A 26,798-nucleotide genomic window follows, 5' to 3' on the forward strand; every position below is an offset into this window, starting at 1 on the left:
GATACGCCGTGGCTGCCTATGTCCTGCGCCGCCTGCTGTTGATGATTCCCACGCTACTGGGGATCATGCTGGTCAACTTCATCATCGTTCAGGCTGCTCCCGGTGGGCCCATCGATCAAATCATCGCCCGCTACGAGGGGCTCGACACCACCGCCAGCACTCGACTCAATACCGGCGGTGGTGACCCCGCCGCCGCCACCGACCAGTCGCGCGGGGCTCGTGGCCTCGATCCGCGCTTCATTGCCCAACTGGAGGAACAGTTCGGCTTCGACGAGCCACCCGCCGAACGCTTTTTCGACATGATCGTCGATTACGCCACCTTCGATTTCGGCACCAGTTTCTTCCGCGATCGTCCGGTCATCGACTTGATGGTCGAGCGCCTACCGGTATCGATTTCGCTGGGGTTATGGACCACCCTGCTGGTCTATCTGGTGTCGATTCCGCTGGGCATTCGCAAGGCGCTGCGCCATGGTTCGCGCTTCGATGTCTGGTCGTCGGGACTGGTCATCGTCGGCTACGCGATTCCCGGCTTCTTGTTCGCCATCCTGTTGATCGTGCTGTTGGCGGGTGGCAGCTATTTCGATGTTTTCCCACTGCGCGGGCTGACCTCGCCTGATTTCGAACAGCTCTCGCTGTGGGGCAAGGTCGTCGATTACTTCTGGCATATCACCTTGCCGGTGATCGCCGGAGCGATCGGCAGCTTCGCCACCCTGACCATGCTGACCAAGAACAGCTTCCTCGACGAGATCCACAAGCAATATGTGCTCACCGCCCGTGCCAAGGGCGCCAGCGATCGCCGGGTGCTTTACGGACACGTGTTTCGCAACGCCATGCTGATCATCATCGCCGGGTTTCCCTCGGCGCTGATCGGTATCTTCTTCACCGGAGCGCTGTTGATCGAGGTGATTTTCTCACTCGATGGCCTCGGCCTGCTGGGTTTTGAAGCGGTCATGCAACGCGACTATCCGGTGATCTTCGGCACGCTGTATCTGTACACCCTTATCGGACTGATATTGAAGCTGATTTCCGATCTGACCTATGTGTGGGTCGACCCACGCATCGACTTCGAAACGCGGGAGTCATGATGGCGATGCGCGAGCGACTGAGCATGAGTTTATCCCCGATCACCCGGCGCCGATTGTCGGTATTCCGTCACAATCGCCGCGCCTGGGTTGCGCTATGGGTATTCGCCGTGCTGTTCGCGATCAGCCTGTGCGCCGAGCTGATCGCCAACGACAAACCCATCGTGATGCGTTACCAGGGGCAGTGGTACGCTCCCCTGCTGGTCGACTACCCGGAAACCGAGTTTGGCGGTTTTCTGCCCACCGCCGCGGTGTATCGCGACCCGTTCGTGCGCAACGCCATCGCTGAGCATGGCTGGATGCTGTGGCCGCCGATCCCGTTTTCCTACGACACCATCGATTTCGGACTCGAACACCCGGCGCCCTCTCCGCCCAGCCTGCGCCACTGGCTGGGCACCGACGACCAGGGGCGCGACGTCCTGGCCCGGGTGATCTACGGCTTTCGCCTCTCGGTGGTCTTCGCCCTGGCACTGACCGCCGGTTCGCTGATTCTCGGAGTGGTATTCGGCGGTATTCAGGGTTATTTCGGCGGCAAGATCGATTTGATCGGCCAGCGTTTCACCGAAATATGGGCGGGGCTTCCGGTACTGTTCATGCTGATCATTCTCGCCAGCCTGGTGCAGCCCAATCTGTGGTGGCTGTTGGGTATCATGCTGCTGTTCTCGTGGCTGGGGCTGGTCGATATCGTGCGCGCGGAGTTCTTGCGCGCGCGCAATCTGGAATACGTGCGCGCCGCTCGCGCGCTCGGCCTGCCCTCGCGGCTGATCATGTGGCGTCATGTGCTGCCCAACGCCATGGTCGCCACCCTGACCTTCATTCCCTTCCTGTTCACCGGGGCGATCACCACGCTGACGGCGCTCGATTTTCTCGGCTTCGGCCTGCCACCCGGTGCGCCGTCGCTGGGCGAACTGGTCGCCCAGGGCAAGAACAATCTACAGGCGCCATGGCTAGGCATTACCGCCTTCGTCACCCTGAGCCTGATGTTGTCGCTGCTGGTGTTCATCGGCGAAGGGTTGCGCGATGCCTTCGATCCGCGCCATATCCAGGCGACTACCACGCGGCCCACCGGTGAAGCACCTACGATGAGCCAGACCAGACAGGAGCGCGCCGATGAGCGCTGATAGCGTATTCGCCCTCGACGATTTCAGTATCGACTTCGACGGCGCACCGGTTCTCGAACGGCTGTCGTTGCATATCCGTCGCGGCGAAACCCTGGCACTGGTCGGTGAGTCCGGTTCCGGCAAGTCGGTCAGCGCGCTGGGGGCGATGAACCTGCTACCGGCCAATGCCAATATCAGTGGTGGTCGCTATCTGGGTGACAGCGATCTATCACGACTGGCCGATAACGACTGGCGGGGCATTCGCGGCAACCAGGTCGGCTTCATCTTTCAGGAACCGACGACCTCGCTGAACCCACTGCACACCGTCGCCAAGCAGATCGGCGAAACCCTGCGACTGCATCAGGGTGTGACGGGTAACGCCGCGCGCAAGTACGCCCGCGAACTCCTCGAGCAGGTTCGATTGCCACGCGCCGATGAACTGCTCGATGCCTGGCCGCATCAGCTCTCCGGTGGTCAACGCCAGCGCGTGATGATTGCCATGGCCATCGCCAACCGCCCCCGGCTGTTGATCGCCGACGAGCCGACCACCGCGCTCGACGTTACCGTGCAGCAGGAGATTCTCGCGCTGCTCGCCGAGTTACAAGAACGCCATGGCATGGCGATGCTGTTCATCACCCATGATCTCAACCTGGTGCGGCGTCATGCCGACCGGGTCTGTGTGCTCTATCAGGGGCGCGAGCAGGAAACCGGGCCCGTCGATGAGGTCTTCGGCCGGCCACGCAGCGCCTATACGCGTTTGCTGCTGGATGCCGAGCCCGAAGGACGCCCAAGCGCCGTTGCCGATGCGGCCGAAGGCGCTAATCAGCAGCTACTCGACACGCGCCGGCTGCAGGTGAGCTTCTCGCGGCCCAAACGGCTGTTTTCGCGTCGGCCGGCACCGTTCGTTGCCGTCCACCCGCTCGATTTACACCTGCAGCGCGGTGAAACCCTGGGTATCGTTGGCGAATCGGGCTCGGGCAAGACTACCCTGGCGCTAGCGCTGCTGCGGCTGACCCGCGCGAAGGGCGAGATCGACTTCGCTGGCGAACGCATCGACACGCTGAGCGGTAACGCCCTGCGCAAATGCCGCAAACGCTTCCAGGTGGTTTTCCAGGATCCCTACGGCTCGCTATCGCCCCGCCTGCCGGTGATGGATATCGTCAGCGAGGGCTTGAGCTTTCACTACCCCGAGCTGGGCAAGGAGGAAATCTCACGGCGCGTCGCCGCCACGCTGCGCGAGGTCGGCCTGCCCGAAGACTGCGCCGCACGCTATCCGCATGAGTTTTCCGGCGGGCAACGTCAACGCATCGCCGTCGCGCGTGCGATCATCCTCGAGCCCGAATTGGTCGTGCTCGACGAACCCACCTCGGCGCTCGACCGCACCGTGCAGAAGCAACTGGTCGAGCTGCTTCGCGATCTCCAGTCCCGGCGTGGGCTGAGCTATCTGTTCATCAGCCACGACCTGGCCGTGGTACGCGCCATGGCCCATCGCGTCATGGTTCTCAAGGACGGCCACGTCGTCGAGCAAGGCGACTGCGAACAGGTACTGAATGCACCGCGCAGCGACTATACGCGAGCGCTGGTCGAAGCGGCAGGACTCGATGCGACTGGGACCTGACGCAGGCATTACGCCACTTGCCGGTCATACCGGTCATACCGGTCATATTTTCATATCCGCTAAAGTTTTACGCCATGGCGCCGATACCAGAGCCAACAATGCTCAAGGTGTTAACCGATGCTGTACAGATTATTTATTGTTGCACTCAGCGCCGTCCTACTGAGCGGGTGCTTCAACGTCAATACCTCGCAGGCGCCTCTAGCATCCACATACCCGCTTAGCGAACAACAAAAAATGCAAGCTGCCCACCATTGGCGTGTATTGGCAACGCATGAAGCGAAACAAATGTTGCATAATCCACACCTGACTGGAAAGGTGCTTTTTGTTAGCGGTGAAGAAGAAGGGTCCTCTTTTGCACAAGGCTTTCATTCATTATTGACCAGCCAGCTAGTGTCCAATGGTGCGTACGTAAGCACCAACCCTATTAATACGGCCCGCATCGACTATCGCGTTCAAGTCGTGAAGCACAGGGATAGAGAGTATGTGCGTGCTCCCCAAGGAGCCTGGACCGCGCTAGCCGCCGGCATCGCTGTAGCAACCATCCCTTTTAATCATTGGAGTGAGCCGGCGCTTGCGTTGATACCCGCAGCCGGATTGGTCGACGCCTTTAGCGGCAACTGGGTGGCACCTAGCAATAAAGAGGTGATCATTACAACTCAGGCCATTGATGGCGACCGTATTCTCTATTCCTCATCGAATATCTATTATATCAATGCGGGAGATAGTGACCATTATCGAGACGGAGCTGATTCGTTGAAAACAATTTCAATCACTGACCGCTGGTAAAGGAAGCCATGATGGGTGTAAAACCACACGCAAGACTGCTCGCGGCTATCCTTTGCTCCATGCTATTTATGCTATTAGCGAGTTGTGCCACCAAAGACCGAGGCGTCGTGATTGTCAAAAGTGACAACGTGGATATATTAAAGCTAGTAGAAAAGGCATCCATAGATTTGTTGGAAAACACCCACGGATTAGCACCAGATAGGCCGCTAATTGCTGCTACCTTTGTCAGCATCGACAATCTTAGAAAGTCATCAACATTCGGCCGGACCTTATCTGAAATGTTTTCTTCGGAACTGGTGCGTGCAGGGCTGACAGTCGTCGAGATCAAGATGCGCGATAGCCTATTTATTCAGGAAAGCACCGGCGAACTCATTCTTTCACGCGACATACGCCGCCTGTCGGCCTCCCATGATGCCCAGGGCATCCTGATAGGCACCTATGCACAGGCCAGAGACACTGCCTATATCAATGTCAGGCTCGTCCGCAGTAGTGACAATGTCATTCTTGGCGCCACCAATATGCAGCTCCCACTGGATAATAATATTCGCGCCATGCTACCTCCAACTTGGTGAATTACCACAAGCTACCCGTTGCCAATTCGGCTGCATGCTACGGGAGGGTTAGCAACAGGTAGTTACGCTTTCGAAGCCCAATCGATGATTTGTTGATGATCCTTGGCTAGTTGAGTGCGCACCAATGCCGCCACCAGGCGTGGAAAGTCCCGTGCCTCGACGCGCTTGGCCAGCGCGGAGGCATCGTCGCCGAGCTTGAGCTTGGCGCTGGACTTCAAGGCCATCTTGTCGGCGAACGGCTGGAACTCGTGCCAGCACGCCTGGGCTTCGCGCAGGAAGATATCGGCGCCGACGCCACCAATACCCTTGAACTCCTTGAGTAAACGCCGGGCTTTTTTGACATCGCCATCCGCCTCGGCGCGCAACTGGCGAAGGTCGCCCGCGTAGCGGTTTTGCAGGTGGTCGGTCAACGCTTCGAGTTGGCGCGCGGTCTTCTCGTCGTAACGCGCGTAGCCATGTTCGTTGAGTACCTTGACCCTCTCCTCCCATGTCGTGTCCGCCATCTTGGCGGGCGTGGTCCATCCCGCCTTTCCCAGCGCCTTGCAGGCCCGCATCGCGGCCTCGGCACTCAGTGGCGCGCTGGTCAGCAACGCCAAACAGAGCAACCGATACAAGGGCGCTGGTGTATTCTTCGCCAATTCGACGCCCAACTCGCGGGCGAACGTTCGGCCATGGCGATCCAACAGTACGGTGACGATTTGCTTTTTAGTTGGCATCCTGCTCTTCCTTAGCGGGATCTTCTAATTCAAGGATAGCTGCTAGAGACTGGATGTGTTGTGTAGTTGTTAGATCAAAGATAACGGTATAACAGGATAAAACCCTGCGCATCGTTTAATATCCCGCGGGGGTTGGCACCACACCGACCGACTATACTTGCCGCGAACAAGAAAAAGAACGGAAAGGGAAACGCAATGGGGCAAGCGGGGAAACGGCTGGCGGGCGCCATGCTGCTGTGCGTGCTGAGCCTACTGGCTACCATGGCCATGGCGACACCCCGCGAGCTGGAGAGCGGTTGGGAATACCGCTGGGGCGACTCTCCTTTTCTCCCCGACGGCACCCCAGCCTGGACCCTACCGAGTAACGACGATACTTGGCGGTCGATCGGCTTCCCCTCCAACCCGCCCAACCGCGAGGGCCGCGATCATGCCTGGTTCCGCGTCACCCTGCCCGCAGGCGAGTGGGTCGACCCGGTGCTCTACGTCTACAGCATTGATCTGATCGCCGAGGCCTACCTGGACGGCAAGCGCATCTATCGTCACGGCACCTTCGACGCCGATGGCGAAGGCCGCTTCGCCGGCTGGCCTTGGCACATGATCGACCTGCCCGAAGATACCGCCGGCCGGTGGCTGTACTTCCGGGTCTATTCCGACTACACGGATATCGGCCTGTGGGGCGAGATCAAACTGATGGAGCGTGCCGATTTATTCGGCTATATCCTACGGCACTCCGCCGCCGCCCTGATCGTAGGTCCACTGTGCCTGCTGCTAGCGCTTCTCGCCGGCAGCTTCGCTGTAATCCAGACAGAGCGCCGCAGCTTTGCCGCCATCGCCCTGTTCGGCCTGGCGTCCGGATCGATGATCCTGGCCGAGTCCCAGGCCAGCCAGCTACTGCTTGACGCCCCACTGCTGTGGGACTACCTGGCCGCCGGCGGCTACTTCACCCTGCCCATCGCTCTTGGGCTGCTGCTCGAGCACTGGTTCGCCGATACCCGGCCACGGCTGATCCGGTGCATCTGGCAGGGCCACTTGGGCTACCTGGTCGCGGCGCTGGGTTCCGCCGGGCTCGGCTGGATCGACCTGGCCACCACCTTCCCGGTGTTCGATGTCTTGCTGATCATCAGCCTGGTGGTATTACTGTCGGCCATCACCCCACAACTGCGCCGGCTCGATGGCCGCCAGCATGCCATCCTCGCCACCTTTGCGGTGTTCGGCGCACTGCTGCTGGCCGATATGGCTGTGGCCCACGGCCTGCTGCCTTGGGGGCGCGTTCCAGTCAGTGCAGGGGCGCTGGCCTTCACGCTGGCCGTCGCGATGATCTCGCTGCTCGACTATGCCCGCACCCAGCGCGAACTCAAGAGCTTGAACCAGCGCCTCGAGACGGAGGTGGCCGCCCGGACCCACCAACTGCAGTGCCTGGTGGAGCGCCTCGAAACCTATTCGTACACCGACCCGCTCACCGGCCTGCACAACCGCCGCTACTTCGATGAGTTGCTGCACCACGAGGCCCATCAGGCCCAACGCCTGGGCGCGCCCCTGGCGCTGGCAATGATCGATATCGATCACTTCAAGCAGGTCAACGACCGTCATGGCCATGAAGCAGGAGACCAGGTGCTGGCCGGCGTCGCCGCCACCCTGAGCGAGCATTTCCACGACGCCGACGTGGTCTGCCGGCTAGGTGGTGAGGAATTCGTGGTGCTGCTGCCCGGCGCGGATGCCGATGCCGCCCAGGAAAGGCTCGAGGCCCTGATGGCACGACTGGCCGGTCGCGTCTACTGGCACGGGGGACGCATGCTGGGCCCCGTCACCATCTCCTGCGGCATCGCCAGCTTTCCGACGCATGCCACGAACCCCATGGCCCTGGCCAGGCTCGCCGACCGGGCGCTCTATGTCGCCAAGGAAGGGGGACGGGCCCGGGTCACGGTCTACGCCTGATGGCGCTCAAAACAACGCCACTTCCGCGTCGCGCAACATACGACATTCGCCGGGTTCGAGGTCCGGATCGAGCTTCAGCGGGCCTATCGATTCACGGTGCAGGCTTTCTACATGATTGCCGATAGCGGCGAACATCCGCCTGACTTGATGATACTTGCCCTCGGTGAGCGATAAGCGCGCCTCATGCGCGGATACCAGCGTCAATTCTGCGGGCCGCGTCGGCGCGTCTTCGCCATCGAGTTGAATGCCCTTTGCAAATGCCTCGATTGCCCGCTCTGCGGCATCGCCTTCCAACGCTTCCGCGAGAGCTGCCACGTAAACCTTGGCACATTTGGCCTTGGGCGAGGTAACGCGGTGCGTCCATTGGCCATCGTCGGTCAGCAGCACCAGGCCGCTGGTGTCGACATCCAAACGCCCTACCGGATGCAGTCGTTCGACCTTGGGCAAGTCGATCAACTCGAGCACGGTGGGATAAAGCCCAGGTCGACGGGTGCATTCGACACCGAGCGGCTTGTGCATCATCAAGTAGCGCAACCCCACGAGCTCGAGCGGCTGGCCCAGCCAGTGGACCCGGCTGGCTTCACCGACTTGAATCGCCGGATTCTTGACCGTTTCACCATCGACGCTGACCTCTTCGCGGTGCAGGGCTTTCTTGGCCAGGCTGCGGGTCAGATCGGTGGTCTCACAAAGAAATCTATCCAGGCGCATCAACTCTCCACCGTAAAGCGATCGGCATCCATCCAGGCCGGAAATTTATCGCGAAATTCACTCAGCGCCTGGCGATCGAGCACGCCGGTGCGAATGAAAGAGCGATCGCGCGGTTCATCTATCAACGCTTCGCCCTTGAAATCGACCAGCATCGAATCGCCGGCGTAAGGCAGCTTTTTGGCATCCTCGCCGACCCGGTTGACGCCGACCACGTAGCATAGGTTTTCGATGGCTCGTGCTTGCAGTAGCGTCCGCCAGGGTTGGCGGCGCGGTGCCGGCCAGTTGGCCACGCAGAGCATGGCATCGTATTCGAAGTGCTCGCCCGCCTTGGGTTGCTGGCGCAACCAGACCGGGAAACGCAGGTCGTAGCATACCGTCAATAGCAGGCGAAAGCCCTTGAGTTCGACGACGACGCGCTGGTTTCCCATGCCATAGCGCTCATGTTCACCGGCCATGCGGAACAGGTGGCGTTTGTCGTAGTAGGTCAACTCGCCGTCCGGCGTCGCCCAGATCATGCGGTTGTAGTATTCGCCATCGGCAAGGACCGCCACGCTGCCGGTCATCACGCAGCCGCGGCTAGCCGCCTGATCGCGCAACCAGGCTACGCTGCTGCTGCGCTCCATCGGTTCGGCCATTTTCCGCGAGTTCATGGTAAAACCGGTCGCGAACATTTCCGGCAGCACGATCAAATCGGTGTCCTTGCCATCCAGCCCGCCCAACTGTTCGTCGAGCAGGCGGCAATTGGCCTCGGGGTCTTCCCAGCGCAGATCGGGCTGCACCAGGGTAATACGCGCTTCACTCACGTCGCTCCTCCTCGTTGCGGAATTTACCCGCAAGCGGTCGCTGCCTATGCCACCAGCCTAACCGAGGACGTCACGGCATGCAGCCTGACGATCGCAATCGTGCGAGACTGCCTAATCAAAACGCCCCATGTTACATTAGACAGACTTGAACCAAGGACATCAGCCGCGCATGAGCCTCCCCCTTCAGCCCGACAAGGAAGCGACCAAGGGCGTCACCTTCGGACTCACCGCCTACGTCATGTGGGGCTGCTTTCCGCTGTTCTTCGCCTTGTTCGAGGGCATTCCCGCCTGGGAGATATTGATTCACCGCGTGCTCTGGTCGTGCCTGTTCCTGGTCGGCTTGGTAACGGTATTAGGTCGCTGGGCGCCGGTGCGCGCGGCATTGGCGCATCCACGACGCCTGGGCCGGGTTCTCGCCTGCGCGCTGTTGATTGGCTTCAATTGGGGAATGTATATCTATGCAGTCGAAAGCCACCAGGTGCTACAGGCCAGCCTGGGCTATTTTCTGACGCCGCTGGTCAGCGTCACACTCGGCATGCTGGTACTCAAGGAGCGCATGGAGCGTCTACAGGGGGTCGCCGTGGGCTTGGCCACCGTGGCGATTGCCATTCAACTGGTGGTTCTGGGTGAGTTGCCGTGGCTTTCGCTGAGCCTGGCGTTATCGTTCGGCACCTATGGCCTGTTACGCAAGCAAGTGCCGCTGGACGGCCTTTCCGGGCTGTTCGTCGAGACCCTACTGTTGCTGCCACTGGGCTTGATCGCCATAACCTGGCTGAGCGCCAACGGCCAGTCGCATTTCATGACCGGCGATTTACGCGCCAGCCTGTTGCTGATCGCCAGTGGCGTGGTCACCGCCCTACCCTTGATGGCTTTTGCCGGCGCCGCTCGACGCCTGCGTCTCATGACTGTCGGGTTTCTGATGTACATCAATCCGACGCTGCAGTTCCTCATCGCCTTGCTGATTTTCCACGAACCGCTGGCATCGATCCAACTCGCTTCCTTCGTGCTGATCTGGATCGGATTGATCCTGTATACCTACTCAGCTTGGCAAAGCCATGCGCAGGAAAAAACTGCACCGGCATCTTGAGCTATGCCCTCAGGTAAACCGCTCCAGGATCTATGCGGAGTTCCCTAATGGCTGGTCATCGCACACATCACGACTCAATCGCTCGATCAGCGCATTCAAGCTACGCAGTGTCGGCGCCTGGCATTGCCATAGCGATTCGCTGGGCGACAGCATGAACGCCTCGCGATGCATCAGTGCCGCAGGATCGTTGCTGCGATCGTCGAGGCGCTCCAGCCCTAGCCCATCGAGCATTCGCGCATCGACATTGGGCAATAGCAGTACACAATTGCGCACGCCCTCAGCATTCAGTGCAAAGCGCCGTCCGTTGCCCTGAATGTGCCACAACGATAACCGCAAGCGACTGATATAACGCTCGAAGACCACATGCGGAGCACTCGCCAGCCAGTCGGCGGCCAGGCGTCCATTGGTACGGCGCTCCCAGGTCGTGGCATTGATGTGCGCGTACAGGAAGCCGCTGCGCTGAACCATCCAATCGAGCGCGTCGTCAAGCGGCACACCGCCATCGCGGGCGTGCGGCATCTCACGCCGCGACACGGCATTACGCACGGTGGTCAACTTGAGGCCGCACAATGCGGCGATTTCGACCACGCTCAGGCCGCGCCCTCCCTGTACTCCGGGCATCGCCAGTGCCGGCTCCAGGCCGAAATGGGCTTCCAGCCGGGCACGCGTCATGGCCAGTCCCAACAGATGCATGAGCCGGCCGGGAACCGGCCAGCCCAGGGATTCCGCCAGGCTGTGGGTCATCGCCACGAAATTGATGAAGTCCTCCAATACCGTGGGCTCGACATTCAGCGGTGTTTTTATGGTTCTTGAGAGCACCCAATCGTGCAGCGCGCCAAGCGGTCCACGCATGCGCCAAGCCAGACTGGAGGCACTCGTCCGATCGTCCGCGTTACCGGCGCACAAGCGCAGCAGCACAGGCGCCATTAGCTGGCATGCCTCCTCCAGCTCAGTTACCAACTCACTGATGGCCAGCACATCATCGGCTGGCTGGCCCAGCAGCGCGTCCTGCAGCAAGGCCAAGGGCCTCGACGTCCCCTTGAGCATGCATTGATCTCCCCTGCATTTTCACCGGTGTACCTGTTGGCGGCCCGACGCTTCTATCGACCTGCATTGCAGAAGCGCTCAATCGACATCCATTCCAACGCGGTCATCGGCATTTATTCATTAAGTTAGTGTTACCGTGTTTAACGGCGAGAAGAGAAAAACCTTGAGCATGTTACCAAAATTTACATTAGCAATATGTAACAAATATGTGACAAAAGCGCTAACCGGCGAAGGGGCAATCACTTCATCACTCATGTCGAGCGGCGCTATCGAGGCTGATTTCGACACGAAAAAGCGCGCCCCGGGCCGGAGAGCCAGGAGCGCGATGGGAGAGAACGACGGGTAGCTAGGCTTTAGCTGCCGGAGGGAAAATTGAACTCGGCGTGCGAGGTTTCAAACGGCGACGGCCAGCGCTGGGAAATCGCCTTGCGTCGGGTATAAAAGCGCACGGCATCGGGACCATAGGCATGCAGGTCGCCGAACAGCGAACGCTTCCAGCCGCCGAAGCTGTGATAAGCCACCGGCACCGGTAACGGCACGTTGATACCGACCATGCCGACTTCGATGTTATCGCCGAAGCGCCGCGCGGCTTCGCCGTCACGCGTGAACAGACAGGTACCATTGCCGAATTCATGCGCATTGATCAGTTCGATGGCCGCGTCCAGGCTGTCGACACGCAGAATGCACAACACCGGTCCGAATATCTCTTCCTGATAGATGCGCATGTCGGGCGTGACACGATCGAACAGACAGCCACCGAGGAAGAACCCCTGTTCATGGCCGGCAACGCTGAGCTCACGCCCGTCGGCGATCAACTCGGCGCCGCTGCGCAGGCCGTCTTCGATATAGCCCAGCACCTTGTCGCGATGCGCACCGGTGACCAGCGGCCCCATGTCCAGGCCCTTCTCGGTTCCCGGCCCGATCTTGAGCGCGGCGATCTTGGGTTTCATGGTCTCGATCAGGCGCTCGGCGGTGTCGTCGCCGACACACACCGCGACCGAGATCGCCATGCAGCGCTCGCCACAGCTACCGAATGCCGCGCCCATCAGCGTATTGGCGGCGTTCTCGATATCCGCATCGGGCAATACCACGGCGTGGTTCTTGGCGCCGCCCAGGGCCTGAACGCGTTTGCCATTGGCGCAGCCGCGCGAATAGATCGACTCGGCCACCGGGGTGGAACCAACGAACGACAGTGCCTTGACCTCGGGCGCGTCGATCAGGGCTTCCACCGACTCGCGACCGCCGTGCACGACATTCATGATGCCCTTGGGCAGCCCGGCCTGATCGAGCAACTCGGCGATCGCCAGGGACGAGGTGGGATCCTTCTCCGAAGGCTTGAGAATGAACGCATTGCCACAGGCGATGGCCAATGGATACATCCACAGCGGCACCATTGCCGGGAAGTTGAACGGCGTAATACCAGCGACCACGCCCAGCGGCTGGAAGTTGGACCAGGCGTCGATGCTAGGGCCGGCATTGTGCGAATACTCGCCCTTGAGCAGCTCGGGCACACCGCAGGCGTATTCGATGTTCTCGATGCCGCGCTTGAGCTCGCCCATGGCGTCTTCGGAGGTCTTGCCATGCTCCTCGCTGATCAGTTGGACCAGACGCTCGGCGTTGTCTTCGAGTAACTGCTTGAAGCGAAACATGACCTGGGCGCGCTTGGCAGGCGGCGTATCGCGCCAGGCCGGAAATGCCGCCTGGGCGGCGTCGATGGCCTGTTGGATGGTGGCGGCATCGGCGTCGGCGACCTGGCGAATCACCTGTCCCGTTGCCGGGTTGGTGATATCCAGGGTCGCGCCGGTCGCGCTAACGTGCTCACCACCAATAAAATGCGGGACCTGCTGCATAGTTCCTTCCTTTCGGTTCAATGTTTTGATGCGTTCAATTCAGATGATCGAGCGTCGTCGCAACGGCGTCGAAGAGGCGTTCGAGTTCATCCTCGGTGGTCGAGAATGGCGGGCCGAATTGCAGGGTGTCGCCACCATAACGTACGTAGAAGCCGGCATCCCACAACGCCAGCGCGGCATCGCGTGGGCGAATCGTCGGATCGCCATCGCGGGGTGCCAGTTGAATCGCGCCGGCGAGGCCGTAGTTACGAATATCCACTAGATGCGAGCGCCCCTTCAGCGCATGCAACCGCGCTTCGAATGCCGGCGCGATATCGCGCACCTGCGCGGGGAAATCCTCGCGCTCGAACAACTCCAGCGCCGCTAGCCCAGCGGCGCAGGCGACGGGATGCGCGCTGTAGGTATAGCCATGCATGAACTCGACGGCGTGTCGAGGCCCGCCAGCATGCATGAAGGTATCGAAAATTTCGTTGGAGGCAATCACCGCGCCCAGCGGTACGGCGCCGTTGGTGACCTGCTTGGCCACGTTCATGATATCGGGGACCACGCCGAAGGCATCGGCGCCGGTATTCGCACCGCTGCGGCCGAAAGCGGTAATCACTTCATCGAATATCAGCAGAATGTCGTGCTGATCGCAGATCGTCCTCAAACGCTCGAGATACCCTTTGGGGGGTACGACAACACCTGCCGAACCGGACATCGGCTCGACGATCACCGCGGCGATGTTGGAGGCATCGTTCAAGGCAATATGATCGAGCAACGCATCGGCAATCTCGGCGCCGCTTTCGGCCTGGCCGCGCGTGAAGGCCTGATTGGCCTGCAGGGTATGCGGCAGATGGCCGACGTCGAGCAATTGCCCATAATGCTTGCGGTTACCGACGATGCCGCCGACGCTGGTGCCACCGATATTGACGCCGTGATAGCCCTTGGCACGGCCGATAATGCGGGTCTTCTCCGGCTTGCCCTTGAGCCGCCAGTAGGCGCGCGCCATTTTCAATGATGTGTCGGCGCTCTCCGAGCCGGAGTTGGTGAAGAACACATGATCGAGTGTTGCCGGCGTCAGCGCCGCGATGCGTTCGGCAAGCTCGAACGCCAGCGGATGGCCGACCTGGAAACCCGGCGCGTAATCCAGGCTACCAAGCTGGCGGGCCACCGCCTGCTGAATCTCCTCGCGGTTGTGCCCCGCGCCGCAGCACCATAAACCGGACAGCGAATCGAACAGCCGACGGCCTTGGCGATCGATCAGATAACGGCCTTCGGCGCCCGCCACCATGCGCGGGTTATCGCGAAAGTCGCGATTGGCGGTAAACGGCATCCAGTAGGCATCGCTCAGCCCGGCATCCTGCCTGGTAGCGGCCTGGGACGCGCCCGACGTTGCGGAGTGAATGTCCAGACTCGGCATGATGGCCTCCTGTTGTTGGCATTGACAGCGATCGGCAATCGTCGTTGAAATCGATTGGCATGCAGCGAATATTGATAAAGCATGGCAGTTCGAGTGACGTTAAGAAATTTAAAATTTTTAACATTAACATTGGCATTTATTAACGTAATATCTGGATGGTATTCAACGCCTGCGCCATGGCCCCGAATGCTTTACTATCAATAGTTTGACACAAACCTCATGGCTCTAGCCCGGATGCTCGAACGTTACCTGCCCATTCTCGTCTGGCTGCCCCATTACCGGCGCGAGCTGTTCAGCCACGACCTATTGGCTGGCTTGATCGTCACCGTGATGGTCATTCCACAATCGCTGGCCTACGCACTACTCGCCGGATTACCCGCCGTGGTGGGCCTGTACGCCAGCATATTGCCGCTGTTCGCCTACACGATATTCGGCTCCAGCCGCACCCTGGCGGTCGGCCCGGTAGCGATTATCGCCCTGATGACCGCCGCCGCGCTGGCCGGTGTCGCCGCGCCCGGTTCGAGCGCCTATATCGAGGCGGCACTGGTGTTGACGCTGCTATCCGGCTTGATGCTCACCATCATGGGCTTGTTGCGCCTGGGCTTCTTCGCCAACTTTCTCAGCCACCCGGTGATCTCGGGATTTCTCTCGGCATCCGGCCTGTTGATCGCCGCCAGCCAGGCGGCGCATCTACTGGGCATTACGGCTTCCGGTTATACCCTGGTGGCGCTGCTGTCGGACCTGATAGCCCACTTGGGCGACCTGCACTGGCCGACGCTGGCCGTCGGCGCCGCCACGCTGGCTTTCCTCGTGGTCATGCGCCGTCACGCCAAGACCGCGCTGATTCGCCTCGGCTTTCCAGAACGCCTCGCCGACTTGCTCGGCAAGACCGGGCCGGTGTTCGCGGTGGCGATCACCACACTGATCTGCTGGCGCTTCGATCTGGCAACCAGCGGCGTCGCCGTGGTCGGCGACGTGGCCGGAGGCCTGCCGCCGCTGACCCTGCCCGGTTTCGAGCCGGCGTTATGGAAGGAGCTGCTGATACCGGCGTTGTTGATCAGCGTGGTGGGCTTCGTCGAGTCGGTATCGATGGGTCAGATGCTGGCGGCCAAGCGCCGCGAACGCATCTCGCCCGATCAGGAACTGATTGGCCTGGGCACCTCGAATCTGGCGGCGGCGTTTTCCGGCGGCATGCCGGTCACTGGTGGGCTGTCGCGCACGGTCATCAACTTCGACGCCGGCGCGCGCACTCCCGCCGCCGGGATCGTCGCCGCGCTGGGCATCGCCGTGGCCACGCTGTTTTTCACTCCGCTGCTGCATTACCTGCCGGTCGCCACGTTGGCCGCCGTCATCACGGTATCGATACTCACACTGGTCGACGTTCAGGCCATGCGTCGCACCTGGCGCTATTCGCGCAGCGATTTCGCCGCCATGCTGGCGACGCTGGGGTTGACGCTGATCGAGGGCGTCGAGGCCGGCATTCTCGCCGGGGTGGGGCTGTCCATCGGGCTGTTTCTGTATCGCACCAGCCGCCCGCATAGCGCACTGGTCGGTCGCGTGCCGGGTACCGAGCATTTCCGCAACATGGCGCGCCACCACGTCGAAAGCAGCCAGCGGGTGGCGCTGCTGCGCATCGATGAAAGCCTCTACTTCGCCAACGCGCGTTATCTGGAAGATACCGTCTACGGTCTGATCGCGGAGCACCCCGGGCTCGACCACGTGGTGTTGATCTGCTCGGCGGTCAATCTGATCGACGCCTCGGCCCTGGAGAGCCTGGAAGCGATCAACGCACGCCTCGCGGATGCCGAGGTGACCCTGCACCTGGCCGAGGTCAAGGGGCCGGTGATGGACCGCCTCAAGCACACGGATTTCATCGAAGCATTGACTGGCCGGGTTTTCTTCAGCACTTACTCCGCCTGGCGCGAGTTAAATCCCACGAGCGCTGGCACCAGCCAGGCGGTCAGCGAGCGATGATTCATGCCAGACGCTGCTGACTATCCGGAGCAAAGAGTATCGCGCGGCTCGTGTCGAGGCGCAGGGCGATACGATCGCCGGCACCGAGGCGCGCCTTGGGGCCGATGCGCACGGTGACCTCGCCGTTGCCCAGCGCCACGCGCAACAGCGTATCCGCGCCGGTCGGCTCGGCGACACTGACCCGCGCCGAGAACAACGTGCCCTCGGCGCGTTCGCCCAGGCGTTCGTCCTCTTCGCTGAAGTGTTCGGGACGCACCCCGAGGATCACTTCACGGCCCTGATGTTCGGCCAGCGCGGGCGTGATGCGCTGCGTCGACCACGCCAACACCAGCGGCTCCTCGCCGGGCGTTGCAATGGATAACCGATAGCCATTGGGGCCGGCATCGAGCATGGCAGGCACGAAGTTCATCGACGGCGACCCCATGAACCCGGCGACGAACATATCGACCGGATCGTTGTAGACTTCCTCCGGCGTGCCCAGTTGCAGGATACGACCGTCACGCATCACCGCGATGCGATCGGCCAGGGTCATCGCCTCGATCTGATCATGGGTCACGTAAACGATCGTCGTGCCCAGGCGCTGGTGCAGCTTCTTGATCTCGGTGCGCATCTCCACGCGCAGCTTGGCATCGAGGTTGGAGAGCGGCTCGTCGAACAGGTAGACCTTGGGCTCGCGGGCCAGCGCGCGCCCCATTGCCACGCGCTGGCGCTGGCCACCCGAGAGCTGCGCCGGCTTGCGCTCGAGCAGTGGCGATATCTGCAACAGGTCGGCGACCCGCTCGACGGCCTGCTCGCGTTCGCGCTTGGGTACCTTGCGCATCTCCAGGCCGAAGGCGATGTTCTGGCGCACCGTCATGCTGGGGTATAGCGCGTAGGACTGAAAGACCATGGCGATATCGCGCTCGGCGGGCGTCGACCAGGTAACGTCTTCTCCGGCGATCAGTATCTGGCCGCCGGTGACCGGCTCCAGCCCGGCAATGGCGTTCATCAACGTGGACTTGCCACACCCCGAGGGGCCGACCAGGATCAGGAACTCTCCCGAATCGATGGCCAGGCTGACCTCCTCGAGCACGCGCGTGGTGCCGAAATCCTTGCGGACCAGGCGAATTTCCAGAGCAGACATGCTGTTTGTCCTTTAGTTGTTAGTGCCGACCTACCCTTTCACCGAACCGGCCGTCAGCCCGCGCACGAAATACTTGCCGGCCAGCACATAGACGATCAGCGTGGGTAGCGCCGCGATCATCGCCGCCGCCATGTTGACGTTGTACTTCTTGACCCCGGTGGAGGTATTGACCAGGTTGTTGAGCGCCACGGTCACCGGCTGGGTCTCGTAGGCGGAGAACGCCACCCCGAACAGGAAGTCGTTCCAGATCTGCGTGAACTGCCAGATCACCGAAACGACGATGATCGGCGCCGACACCGGCAGCAGGATGCGCCAGAAGATCCGCAGGAAGCCGGCGCCGTCGAGCTTGGCCGCCGACACCAGCTCGCGCGGGACCGCTACGTAGAAATTGCGGAAGAACAGCGTGGTGAAGGCGATGCCGAACACTACATGCACCAGCACCAGCCCCGCCGTGGAGCTCGACAGCCCCAGCCAGCCCAGGGTGCGCGCCATCGGCAGCAGCACCACCTGAAAAGGAACGAAGCAGCCGAACAGCATCAGCGCGAAGAACACCTCGGAGCCCTTGAAGCGCCACTGGGTCAGGACGTAGCCGTTGAGCGCGCCAATCCCAGTGGAGATCGCCACCGCCGGGATGACGATGCTGAACGAGTTCCAGAAGTAACCACCGATGCCCTCGCAGCGCATGCCGGTGCAAGCCTCGCCCCACGCCGTGATCCAGGGAGCCAGGGTCGGCGCCTGTGGCAGCGCCAGCAGCGTGCCGGGGCGAATCTCCTCGAGTGGCTTGATCGAGGTCAACAGCATGATCACCAGTGGCATCAGATAGACCAGCGCCATGCCGACGAGAACCGCGTAGACGACGAAGCGCGATAATCGCGCGCCCGGCGTACGGCGTCGAATCACGTTATCCATGCTTGCGGCCCCGCAGTTCGCAGTACAGGTAGGGAATCAGGATCGCCAGCACCCCGCCCAGCATCAGCATGGCACTCGCCGAGCCGAGCCCGATCTGGGCGCGTGAAAAGGTGTGGGTATACATGAAGGTCGCCGGCAGGTCCGTCGCGTAGCCAGGGCCACCACCGGTCAGCGCCATCACCAGATCGAAGCTCTTGATGGCGATATGCGCAAGAATCATCACCGCGCTGAACAGCACCGGACGCAGGCAAGGCATGACCACACGCCAATAGATGCGCGGCAGGCTCGCGCCATCGAGTTGAGCCGCCTTGAGAATGCTGTCATCGACCCCGCGCAGCCCGGCCAGAAATAGCGCCATGACGAATCCCGAGGCCTGCCACACCGCGGCGATCACCAGCGTGTAAATAGCCATGTTCGGGTCGACCAGCCAATCGAAGGAGAATGTCTCGAAGCCCCAGCCCTGCACCATCGCCTCGATACCCAGGCTGGGGTTGAGCAGCCATTTCCACACCACCCCGGTGACGATGAACGACAGCGCCATGGGGTACAGATAGATCGTGCGCAGCGCGCCCTCCTGGCGGATACGCTGGTCGAGCAGAATCGCCAACACCACGCCCAGGAACAGACACAGAGCGACGAACAGCCCACCGAACACCACGAGGTTCGTCGAGGCGACCCACCAGCGCTCGTTCTCCATCAGGCGTGCATATTGCGCAAAACCGATGAAGTCATAACTCGGCAGCATTCTCGAGTTGGTCAGCGAGAGCACGAAGGTCCACAGCATGAAGCCGTAAACGAACACCAGCGACACGACCAGCGAAGGCGCCACCACGATGCGCGGCAACCAGTCCTGGAGTAACCCCGAGGGCGTGCGACGCAGCGCGCCATGGCGTGGCGCACCGGCAGTCGAAGTGGAAGACATGACGAATACCTTTGAAATCACGGGAAGGCCCACGTCCCTGTGGGTTCGCGGCTCGCTTATAGCGCCGAGTTGGCGACGTTGGCCAGACGTTCGGCGGCCTGCTCGGCGGTCATGTCACTGGCGTTGAAGTAACTGGTGACGATATCGAAGATCGCGCCCTGCGCAGCGCTGGACAGCGCCATGCCGTGGGCCATGCTCGGCACCAGCGTGCCCTGATCGATGCTCGCCTTGAAGTCCTGCATGGCCTGCTGGGCGCATTGATCGAACTCGCCCATGTCGAGATCGGTGCGCACCGGGATCGAGCCCTTGATCTTATTGAAGGCGATCTGGAACTCGGGTTCGAGAATCAACCGGGCGAGATCGCGCTGTGCCTCGTGAGCGCCTTCGTCGTTGACGCGGAACATCGCGAAACTGTCGGTATTGAAGGTGAAGGAGTCGGCGGTACCGGGAGCCGGGGCGCACAAATAGCCTTCACCGGCGGTCAGTCCCGCAGCGCTGAATTCGCCTTTTACCCAATCGCCCATCAACTGCATGGCGGCATCGCCGCTGATGACCATCGAGGTCGCCATGTTCCAGTCACGACCCGGCATGCCTTCATCCATCAGCCCACGCAAGCGCTTGAAGAGCTTAAGCGATTCGATCATGGTGTCGCTTTGCAGCGCTTCGGGGTCGAGCTCGACCAGCGCCTGGCGATAGAAATCGCTGCCGCCGACGCTCAGCACCACCGTTTCGAAGATCGTTGCGTCCTGCCATGGCTGACCGCCATGCCCCAGCGGGATATAACCGGCCGCGCGGATCTTTTCAGCGGCACTGAACAACTCTTCCCAGGTGGTCGGCATCTCGACGCCGGCGTCGGCCAGCACTTCCGGATTGGCCCACAGCCAATTGACCCGGTGTACATTGACCGGCACCGCCACGTAATGACCGTCGTAGCGCATGACGTCGGCCACCACCTCGGGCAACAGCGTATCCCAGTTACCCTCCTCGGCGACCTTGTCGAGATTGCCCAATAGCCCCAACTCGGCCCATTGCTGAATCGCCGGGCCCTTGATCTGCGCGGCGGTCGGTGGATTGCCGGAAACCGCGCGCGATTTGAGCACGGTCATCGCACTGCTACCGGCCCCACCGGCCACGGCGAAATCCTTCCAGGTGTGGCCTTCCTCTTCCAGCAGGTCCTTCAGAATGCCCACCGCGCGCGCCTCGCCGCCGGAGGTCCACCAGTGCAATACCTCCACTTCGCCGGCACTCGCGGTGCCAATCGAAGCGACGGCCACCAGGCCCAGCAGCGCTTGCCTTAAAACTTTCATGTCGTGTCTCCGGCTTGTTCTTGTTGATCCGCGAAAACACCACGCGGATGGCAACACGCTAGCGCATTCGACCCGGCGATAGTGATTACATAGTGCTGAATAGTGTTGGGGTTTTATTACGAACTTGAAACACTCAGGCCGCCGCCGCGGCGACGTAACGCCTCGATGATGTCGTAGCAGGCGCCCATGGTGTGATAATCCACCTTGCCGGCCGGGCTCTTGAGATCGGTATAGGGGCGGTTGTCGGGAGAGAGAATGCGATACCAGGCACCGTGACGGTGATCGACCATATGCCGTAGGCTGAACCCCCAGATCCGTTCGTACCAGCGCCAGAAACGCCGCTCGCCGGTGCGCTGGCCGAGCATCGCCGCCGCCGCCAGGCTCTCGGCCTGCACCCAGAAGTACTTGTCGCCATCGCTGATATTGCCCTGCCGATCGAGTCCGTAGACCAAGCCGCCATAGCGAGGATGCCAGGCCCGCTCGACGCTACCCAGGAACAGCTCGCGGGCGGTGGGTACCAGCCATGACTGGCTGCGATAGCGCTCCAGCATGACCAGCAGCTTGGCCCATTCGGTCTGGTGCCCCGGCTGGAAGCCCCAAGGACGAAACAGGTGCTTGGGGTCGTGACGGTTATACTCGAAATCAGCGCGCCAGTGGCTGTCGTAATGTTCCCATATCCAGCCGTTGCACTGGCCCGCCAAGCGCCGGCAAATGGCATTGGCGATCAGCAACGCGCGCTCGATGAACTGCTCGTCGCCGGTCGCCTCGAAAGCGGCGATCAGCGCCTCGCAGCTATGCATGTTGGTATTCTGGCCACGATAGCCACTGACCCGCCACCGGCTATCCGCCTCGTCGGCATAGAGCTGCCATTGCGGTTCCCAGAAGCGCCGGGTCTGCAACTCATGCACGCGATACAGGCCATCTCGCGCCTCGCCGATTCCGGCCTTAAGCGCCGTGGCGTAAGCCAGCATGACGAAGGCCAGGCCGTAACAATGATTGGTATCGTCCTCGACCTCGCCATCCTGCAATGCCCAGGCATAGCCCTGATAGCGCGTCTGGAAGTGTTGCTTCTCCAGATACGCCAGGCCGTGGCGCGCCCAGTGCAGGTACTCGGGTTCATCGAAGTAAGCGGCGTAGCGGGCATAGGTGAATACGTAGCGGGTACTGGAAACGAGATGCCGGTGATGGCGATCATCGATACGGCCGTCATCGCGCAGGTAGTGAAAGAACCCGCCGTTGGGATCGATACAGCGCGGATGGTAGAACGCCATTATCTTGCGGATATGCGCTTGTAGATGGAGCGGATCGTAAATGTCCATGCGGGTCTCCTTCGGCGAGTTCAGAATAGCCCAACGAGACTACTCGATCCTGCCCCGCCGAAAGGTTTCAAACTATTACGACAAGCCGATGGCCGTTCGGCTCTCGACAGGAAAGCGCAGCGTTACCCGCAGGCCTCCCTCGGGATGATTGCCCATCGACAGCGTACCGCCATGCGCGTGAACGATGTGCCGGGCGATGCTCAAGCCCAGCCCGTTCCCCCCGGTATGCCGGCTGCGCGATCCTTCGAGGCGCACGAACGGCGCAAAGACGCGCTCGAGTTGGTCATCGGGAATTCCCGGGCCATGATCGCGCACCACGATGCAGATCTCGTCCCAATGGCTGCGTACGCGAACGTCCGCGTGCTGGCCGTAGAAAATCGCGTTCTCGAGCAGGTTGGCCAGGCAACGCTTGAAGGCCAGCGGCTTGACCGCGAGCCATGCCGTATCGCCCCGCACCGCCACGCTACCGCCCTGCACTTCCAGCTCCTGGGTCAGTGACGCCAGCATGGCGCGAACATCCAGCGTCTCGGTGTTCTCGTGCAGCTCGAGACCCTTCACCGACGCCAATGCTCCCTTGACGAGCAGATCCAACTCATCCAGCGAGGCGCAGAAGCGTTCACGCTGGCGGTCATCGTCGAGCATCTCGGCGCGCAACCTCAAGCGCGTGATAGGAGTCTTGAGATCATGCGAGATCGCCGAGAACAGCCGTTCACGCTCGTCTACCTGGGAGCGAATGCGCTCCTGCATGCGGTTGAAGGCCCGCGCCGACGCCACCACCTCCCGGGGCCCTCGTTCGGAGAGCGGCGGTGCATCGAGATCCACGCCCAGTTGCCGGGCGGCCCGCGCCAGACGAGCGAGGGGCCATGTCACGCCACGAATCAATCCCAGAGACAAGGCAATCACCGTGGCGAGGACCATCAACAGCACGAACAGCCGATCCCTCGAGAGCCAGCGCTGCTCCTCGAGCGGGTCGATCATGGGAAACAAGGTGGCGACATACAGCCAGGTATCCGCTTCGAGCGACATCTGCACCACCAATATCGGCGGCGACACCGGCTCCAACAGCAGACTGTAATGGCTCCAGCTCGGCGGTAGCTCGCTCAGCAGCACCTCGTTATTGAAAACGCGCAGCGTCTCGGGTCGCGAGAACTCGATCCATGCGTCGCGAACGCCCAACTCGCTGGCCAACACTCGTCGCACGTTGCCAACCACCAGCGTCTTGCCGGCGCCATCGCCGATATCCTCGATGTCGATACGCTGCTCGTTGACGCTGACGAAGAAGCGCGTTCCACCCATATCGCGCAATTGATTGAGCACGATGTGACGGTATTCATAGGGCAATGAACGGAAGAAGCGCACCGTCGACGCAATGCTATAGGCCAGGTTGTTCGACAGCTCATCGAGCTGCTCGTGTTGACTGGATCGGGTTTGCGCGCTCCATAGCGCGTAGCTGGCAAGCTGAGCGCTGAGTACGCCGACGATCATGATCAGCACGAAACGCCCGCGCAGGGTGCGCGGCATCGGCCGCGCCAGAAAGCGCATGATCGAGTGTGCCGAGGAACTCAGCCGGGGACGCCAGCGACGACGCCAGAGCCCCACATCGCTCACTGCACGACTTCCACCTGGGAGGCCAGCACGTAACCCGCACCACGCACGGTACGAATCAATGATGGCTGAGCATCGTCCTGCAAGCGCTGGCGAAGGCGACATACATGCACGTCGATAGAGCGGTCGAGCGGCGGCGCGGGACGGCCACGGCTCAAATCGAACAGTTCGTTGCGCGACAATACCTGCTCGGGATGCTCGAGAAACACCTGCAACAACTGATAGTCGGCGCCGGACAACGTACTGCGTTGCCCCAAGCGATCGACCAGCTCACGGGTCACGCGATCCAGACGCCAATCGCCAAAGCGCACCCACCTTGCCTGCTCCGGCGTGGCCGGTGCCCTGGCCCGGCGCAGCACGGCCTTGATGCGGGCGAGTAGCTCGCGAGGGTTGAAAGGCTTGCCGAGATAGTCATCGGCGCCCAGCTCCAGCCCCAGGATGCGGTCGGTGTCGTCGCCGCTGGCGGTGAGCATGATGATCGGTACATCGCTGGTGCGGCGCAAATCGCGGCAGATGGTGAAGCCATCGTCGCCCGGTAGCATGATATCGACGATCAGCAGTTGTGGAGATTCATGGACCAGGAGTCGGTGCAGTGCCTCGGCATCTTCGGCGACCAGGGCGCGATAGCCGTGACGGCCGAGGTAATCGGCGAGTAATTCACGAATTTCGGCGTCATCATCGACGATGATCAGGGTCGAGGGTGTCATTGTCATAATGGAGGTTCGCCGCTATCGCGGGAACGAATCGCCTGTTCTTCGTTGTTATTGTCGAGTGGTGCGTACGATGATGCGTCAGGTGATTGCCGCCTTCAAGGCTCAAAACGATCGACGCGACCAAGGTCGGCATGGCGGACGACATTGCAAGAAAAAGCCGCCGGCAGAAAACCGGCGGCACGGAGGATGTATCGACAGCTTATTCGTGCGGCATCAAGACACGATCGATCACATGAATCACGCCATTGGACTGCGCGACATCATAGGTACTGATGCTGGCAACGTTACCGGCCATGTCCTGAACCACCAGGTTATTGCCGTTCTTCATTACCGTCAGGCTAGCGCCATTGGCGGTCTCGAGCATGGTGCTGCCACCACCGGCCATGACGGCCTCTTTCAGGGCTTCATGATTCAGGTTGCCGGGTACCACGTGATACGTCAGCACGCCCTGCAACATGGCCTTGTTTTCCGGCTTTAGCAGCATCGGCACGGTGCCGGCCGGCAATCTGTTGAACGCGCTATCGACCGGCGCGAACACCGTGAAAGGCCCTTCGCCCTGTAGTGTTTCGACCAGCCCCGCGGCCTTGACCGCTGCGACCAATGTCTCATGCTCGCCGGAATTGACCGCATTCGCGACGATATTCTTGTCGGGATACATGGTCGCGCCACCGACATCGGTAGGACCGTGCGAAGCCCAGGCCGAAGCCGCGAAGATCATTGCCGTGGAAAGCACGACACCAGTAAACAGGTTGCGTTTCATGGTTCATTACCTCTATTTCGACGATCTCGAAATAAGATCTCGAAAGGTAATACGCCAAGGTTTCGGCTGTGGATTCATTCGCCGGCGTTTAGCACGTGGTGCGTTGAGAGTTTACGCTTTACAGTGGAGCCGGGTTTGCCAAGACTGGAAGACGGAAAACTCACTTGTTGGGCGATCTTGGCCACAAGGAAATGGCATGCAGGACTCATCTCAAGAACAACTCATGGGCCACCTCACGGCTTGCGCCAGCGGAGAAGGCGTAGCCTTCGAACGCCTGTATCATGCCACCAGCGCGCATCTGTATGCGCAATTGCTGCGTATTGTCAGAGAAGAATCGGCCGCTCAGGATTGTTTGCAGCAAGTCTATTTGCGTGTCTGGCAGACGGCGGATCGTTATGATGCCAGCCGAGCAAAACCGATGACCTGGCTGAGCACTATCACGCGAAATATCGGCATCGACTGGTTGCGACGCCAAAAGCGCCATCCCGAAGACGGCGACGATGCCTTTGCAACCTTGGCAAATGATGTCGATCTGGCCGCGGCCAGCGACTTGGAACAGCAAAGCCAGGCGCTGCACGAATGCCTGGCTATATTGTCGGCGAGTCAACGCCAAGCTCTGGAAAAAGCGTATTTCGAAGGCCTGACCCATGCGGAACTGGCCACCACATTGACCCAGCCGCTAGGCACCATCAAAAGCTGGATACGGCGCGGACTCGAGAGGTTAAAGGCATGCATGAGCCATGGGATCTGAGTGACCCCGGCGAGCGCGAGCAGGCCGCCGGCGAGTATGTGCTGGGCACTCTCGATATTACGCAGCGCGCCGCCTTCGAAGCCCTGCTCGCGGTCAGCCCCGAGCTGCAGCGCCAGGTCGACGACTGGCGTGAGCATCTACAGCCGTTCAACGACCAGCTTACCCCGGTCACCCCACCGCCGGGGTTGTGGCCACGTATCGCACGCGCTGTCGGTCTTGGCCCACGCCCCTGGTTGCAACGTCTCGGCCTGTGGCAGGTGCTGACGGCCGGGTTCGCCGTCGTGGCGCTAAGTTTCGGCGTATTGTGGTATCAGGTGCCGCAAGGGGCCGTGGTGCCGCAAGGGGCCGTGGTGCCCGGCGATTCGGTGTTCGTGGTACTCGACGAACAGCAGGTTCCTGGCTGGATCATCAGCGCCACTCAGGACGGCGAAATGATGGTCCAGGCCGTGCAACCCAGCGCCATGCCGGCAGGGATGGGTGGCGAGCTGTGGTTCATCGCCGATGGCGACCCGGTATCGCTGGGCATGTTGCCTGCCCGCGGCCATGCGCGCATGCAGGTGCCGGAAGCGCTGCGCGCCTCGTTACGCACAGCCGACCTGGCGGTGACCATCGAGCCCGAGAAGAGCGCGCCGCATGCCGCGCCGAGCGGCGCGGTGATCGATCACGGCAAGCTGATACCCATGCGCAACGGCACCGTCTCGTTCTAGCC

General features: G+C 61.3%; 24 protein-coding genes. 10 read left to right on the plus strand and 14 right to left on the minus strand.

What is annotated here, in order from left to right; translation table 11 throughout:
- Positions 1–8: 8 nt before the first annotated feature.
- The 5 genes from BLR92_RS03845 to BLR92_RS03865 all read left to right on the plus strand — a co-directional run bounded on the left by BLR92_RS03845 (position 9) and on the right by BLR92_RS03865 (position 5,158).
- Positions 9–1,085 carry a microcin C ABC transporter permease YejB gene (locus tag BLR92_RS03845; RefSeq protein WP_089725633.1) on the plus strand — a complete coding sequence of 359 codons (1,077 nt, stop codon included), beginning with the start codon at positions 9–11 and terminating at the stop codon, positions 1,083–1,085.
- Between the two features lie 23 nt (positions 1,086–1,108).
- Positions 1,109–2,203, plus strand: a complete 1,095-nt coding sequence (locus BLR92_RS03850; protein ID WP_245703984.1) for an ABC transporter permease — start codon at positions 1,109–1,111, stop codon at positions 2,201–2,203.
- On the plus strand, positions 2,193–3,800 hold the full coding sequence (locus BLR92_RS03855; RefSeq protein WP_089725636.1) for an ABC transporter ATP-binding protein: 1,608 nt from the start codon (positions 2,193–2,195) through the stop codon (positions 3,798–3,800). Before BLR92_RS03850 ends, BLR92_RS03855 begins: the two co-directional genes overlap by 11 nt.
- A 117-nt stretch (positions 3,801–3,917) precedes the next feature.
- A complete protein-coding gene (locus BLR92_RS03860) occupies positions 3,918–4,586 on the plus strand; it encodes a hypothetical protein (RefSeq protein WP_089725638.1) in 669 nt (222 codons plus the stop codon).
- A gap of 11 nt (positions 4,587–4,597) precedes the next feature.
- Entirely contained in the window at positions 4,598–5,158 is a 561-nt protein-coding gene (locus tag BLR92_RS03865; RefSeq protein ID WP_089725640.1) for a FlgO family outer membrane protein, read from the plus strand.
- A gap of 62 nt (positions 5,159–5,220) precedes the next feature.
- Here BLR92_RS03865 and BLR92_RS03870 read toward each other — a convergent pair whose 3' ends face one another.
- A complete protein-coding gene (locus BLR92_RS03870; RefSeq protein ID WP_089725642.1) occupies positions 5,221–5,874 on the minus strand; it encodes a hypothetical protein in 654 nt (217 codons plus the stop codon).
- A gap of 195 nt (positions 5,875–6,069) precedes the next feature.
- Here BLR92_RS03870 and BLR92_RS03875 point away from each other — a divergent pair, with 195 nt between their 5' ends.
- On the plus strand, positions 6,070–7,809 hold the full coding sequence (locus tag BLR92_RS03875; RefSeq protein ID WP_089725644.1) for a GGDEF domain-containing protein: 1,740 nt from the start codon (positions 6,070–6,072) through the stop codon (positions 7,807–7,809).
- Positions 7,810–7,815: 6 nt separating this feature from the next.
- Here the strand turns inward: BLR92_RS03875 and BLR92_RS03880 are convergent, their stop codons facing one another.
- Together BLR92_RS03880 and BLR92_RS03885 are read right to left on the minus strand one after the other, a co-directional pair.
- Positions 7,816–8,517, minus strand: a complete 702-nt coding sequence (locus tag BLR92_RS03880; protein WP_089725646.1) for a pseudouridine synthase — start codon at positions 8,515–8,517, stop codon at positions 7,816–7,818.
- Complete coding sequence (locus tag BLR92_RS03885) at positions 8,517–9,320, minus strand: amidohydrolase (protein ID WP_089725647.1); 804 nt, start codon at positions 9,318–9,320, stop codon at positions 8,517–8,519. Before BLR92_RS03885 ends, BLR92_RS03880 begins: the two co-directional genes overlap by 1 nt.
- Before the next feature lie 169 nt (positions 9,321–9,489).
- On the opposite strand from BLR92_RS03885, the gene rarD reads away from it, so the two are divergent.
- Entirely contained in the window at positions 9,490–10,407 is a 918-nt protein-coding gene (gene rarD, locus BLR92_RS03890; RefSeq protein ID WP_089725649.1) for an EamA family transporter RarD, read from the plus strand.
- A 30-nt stretch (positions 10,408–10,437) separates the two neighbouring features.
- Here rarD and BLR92_RS03895 read toward each other — a convergent pair whose 3' ends face one another.
- From BLR92_RS03895 to BLR92_RS03905, 3 genes are all read right to left on the minus strand, one after another.
- Positions 10,438–11,454: a MerR family transcriptional regulator gene (locus tag BLR92_RS03895; RefSeq protein WP_089725651.1), complete on the minus strand. Its 1,017-nt coding sequence runs from the start codon at positions 11,452–11,454 to the stop codon at positions 10,438–10,440.
- A 353-nt stretch (positions 11,455–11,807) separates the two neighbouring features.
- On the minus strand, positions 11,808–13,304 hold the full coding sequence (locus tag BLR92_RS03900; RefSeq protein ID WP_089725653.1) for a CoA-acylating methylmalonate-semialdehyde dehydrogenase: 1,497 nt from the start codon (positions 13,302–13,304) through the stop codon (positions 11,808–11,810).
- Between the two features lie 34 nt (positions 13,305–13,338).
- The gene (locus tag BLR92_RS03905) at positions 13,339–14,619 is read right to left on the minus strand and encodes an omega-aminotransferase AptA (protein ID WP_245704050.1); all 1,281 of its coding nucleotides are present in this window, start codon (positions 14,617–14,619) and stop codon (positions 13,339–13,341) included.
- A gap of 321 nt (positions 14,620–14,940) precedes the next feature.
- On the opposite strand from BLR92_RS03905, the gene BLR92_RS03910 reads away from it, so the two are divergent.
- Complete coding sequence (locus tag BLR92_RS03910) at positions 14,941–16,680, plus strand: SulP family inorganic anion transporter (RefSeq protein WP_089725657.1); 1,740 nt, start codon at positions 14,941–14,943, stop codon at positions 16,678–16,680.
- 1 nt (position 16,681) lies between these two features.
- On the opposite strand, the gene BLR92_RS03915 is transcribed toward BLR92_RS03910, so the two are convergent.
- The 8 genes from BLR92_RS03915 to BLR92_RS03950 all read right to left on the minus strand — a co-directional run bounded on the left by BLR92_RS03915 (position 16,682) and on the right by BLR92_RS03950 (position 25,338).
- Positions 16,682–17,803, minus strand: coding sequence for an ABC transporter ATP-binding protein (locus BLR92_RS03915; RefSeq protein ID WP_089725659.1), 1,122 nt, complete (start codon positions 17,801–17,803; stop codon positions 16,682–16,684).
- Positions 17,804–17,833: 30 nt separating this feature from the next.
- Positions 17,834–18,712, minus strand: coding sequence for a carbohydrate ABC transporter permease (locus BLR92_RS03920; RefSeq protein WP_089725661.1), 879 nt, complete (start codon positions 18,710–18,712; stop codon positions 17,834–17,836).
- Positions 18,705–19,634 (minus strand): carbohydrate ABC transporter permease, encoded by a 930-nt coding sequence (locus tag BLR92_RS03925; protein WP_089725663.1) that lies wholly within the window; start codon positions 19,632–19,634, stop codon positions 18,705–18,707. The genes BLR92_RS03920 and BLR92_RS03925 overlap by 8 nt, the downstream gene beginning before the upstream one ends.
- Positions 19,635–19,690: 56 nt before the next feature.
- A complete protein-coding gene (locus tag BLR92_RS03930; protein ID WP_089725665.1) occupies positions 19,691–20,941 on the minus strand; it encodes an ABC transporter substrate-binding protein in 1,251 nt (416 codons plus the stop codon).
- A gap of 116 nt (positions 20,942–21,057) precedes the next feature.
- Entirely contained in the window at positions 21,058–22,260 is a 1,203-nt protein-coding gene (locus BLR92_RS03935) for an AGE family epimerase/isomerase (protein WP_089725667.1), read from the minus strand.
- Between the two features lie 75 nt (positions 22,261–22,335).
- Complete coding sequence (locus BLR92_RS03940; RefSeq protein ID WP_089726002.1) at positions 22,336–23,802, minus strand: ATP-binding protein; 1,467 nt, start codon at positions 23,800–23,802, stop codon at positions 22,336–22,338.
- A gap of 62 nt (positions 23,803–23,864) precedes the next feature.
- The gene (locus tag BLR92_RS03945; RefSeq protein WP_089725669.1) at positions 23,865–24,578 is read right to left on the minus strand and encodes a response regulator; all 714 of its coding nucleotides are present in this window, start codon (positions 24,576–24,578) and stop codon (positions 23,865–23,867) included.
- 199 nt (positions 24,579–24,777) lie between these two features.
- Positions 24,778–25,338: a fasciclin domain-containing protein gene (locus BLR92_RS03950; RefSeq protein WP_089725671.1), complete on the minus strand. Its 561-nt coding sequence runs from the start codon at positions 25,336–25,338 to the stop codon at positions 24,778–24,780.
- A 196-nt stretch (positions 25,339–25,534) separates the two neighbouring features.
- Here BLR92_RS03950 and BLR92_RS03955 point away from each other — a divergent pair, with 196 nt between their 5' ends.
- Together BLR92_RS03955 and BLR92_RS03960 are read left to right on the plus strand one after the other, a co-directional pair.
- Entirely contained in the window at positions 25,535–26,089 is a 555-nt protein-coding gene (locus BLR92_RS03955) for a sigma-70 family RNA polymerase sigma factor (protein ID WP_089725673.1), read from the plus strand.
- On the plus strand, positions 26,068–26,796 hold the full coding sequence (locus tag BLR92_RS03960) for an anti-sigma factor (protein ID WP_089725675.1): 729 nt from the start codon (positions 26,068–26,070) through the stop codon (positions 26,794–26,796). The genes BLR92_RS03955 and BLR92_RS03960 overlap by 22 nt, the downstream gene beginning before the upstream one ends.
- Positions 26,797–26,798: the final 2 nt, after the last annotated feature.

Origin of the sequence: Modicisalibacter muralis, from assembly GCF_900102945.1 — a bacterium.
In the GTDB taxonomy this organism is placed as follows: Bacteria; Pseudomonadota; Gammaproteobacteria; order Pseudomonadales; family Halomonadaceae; genus Modicisalibacter; species Modicisalibacter muralis.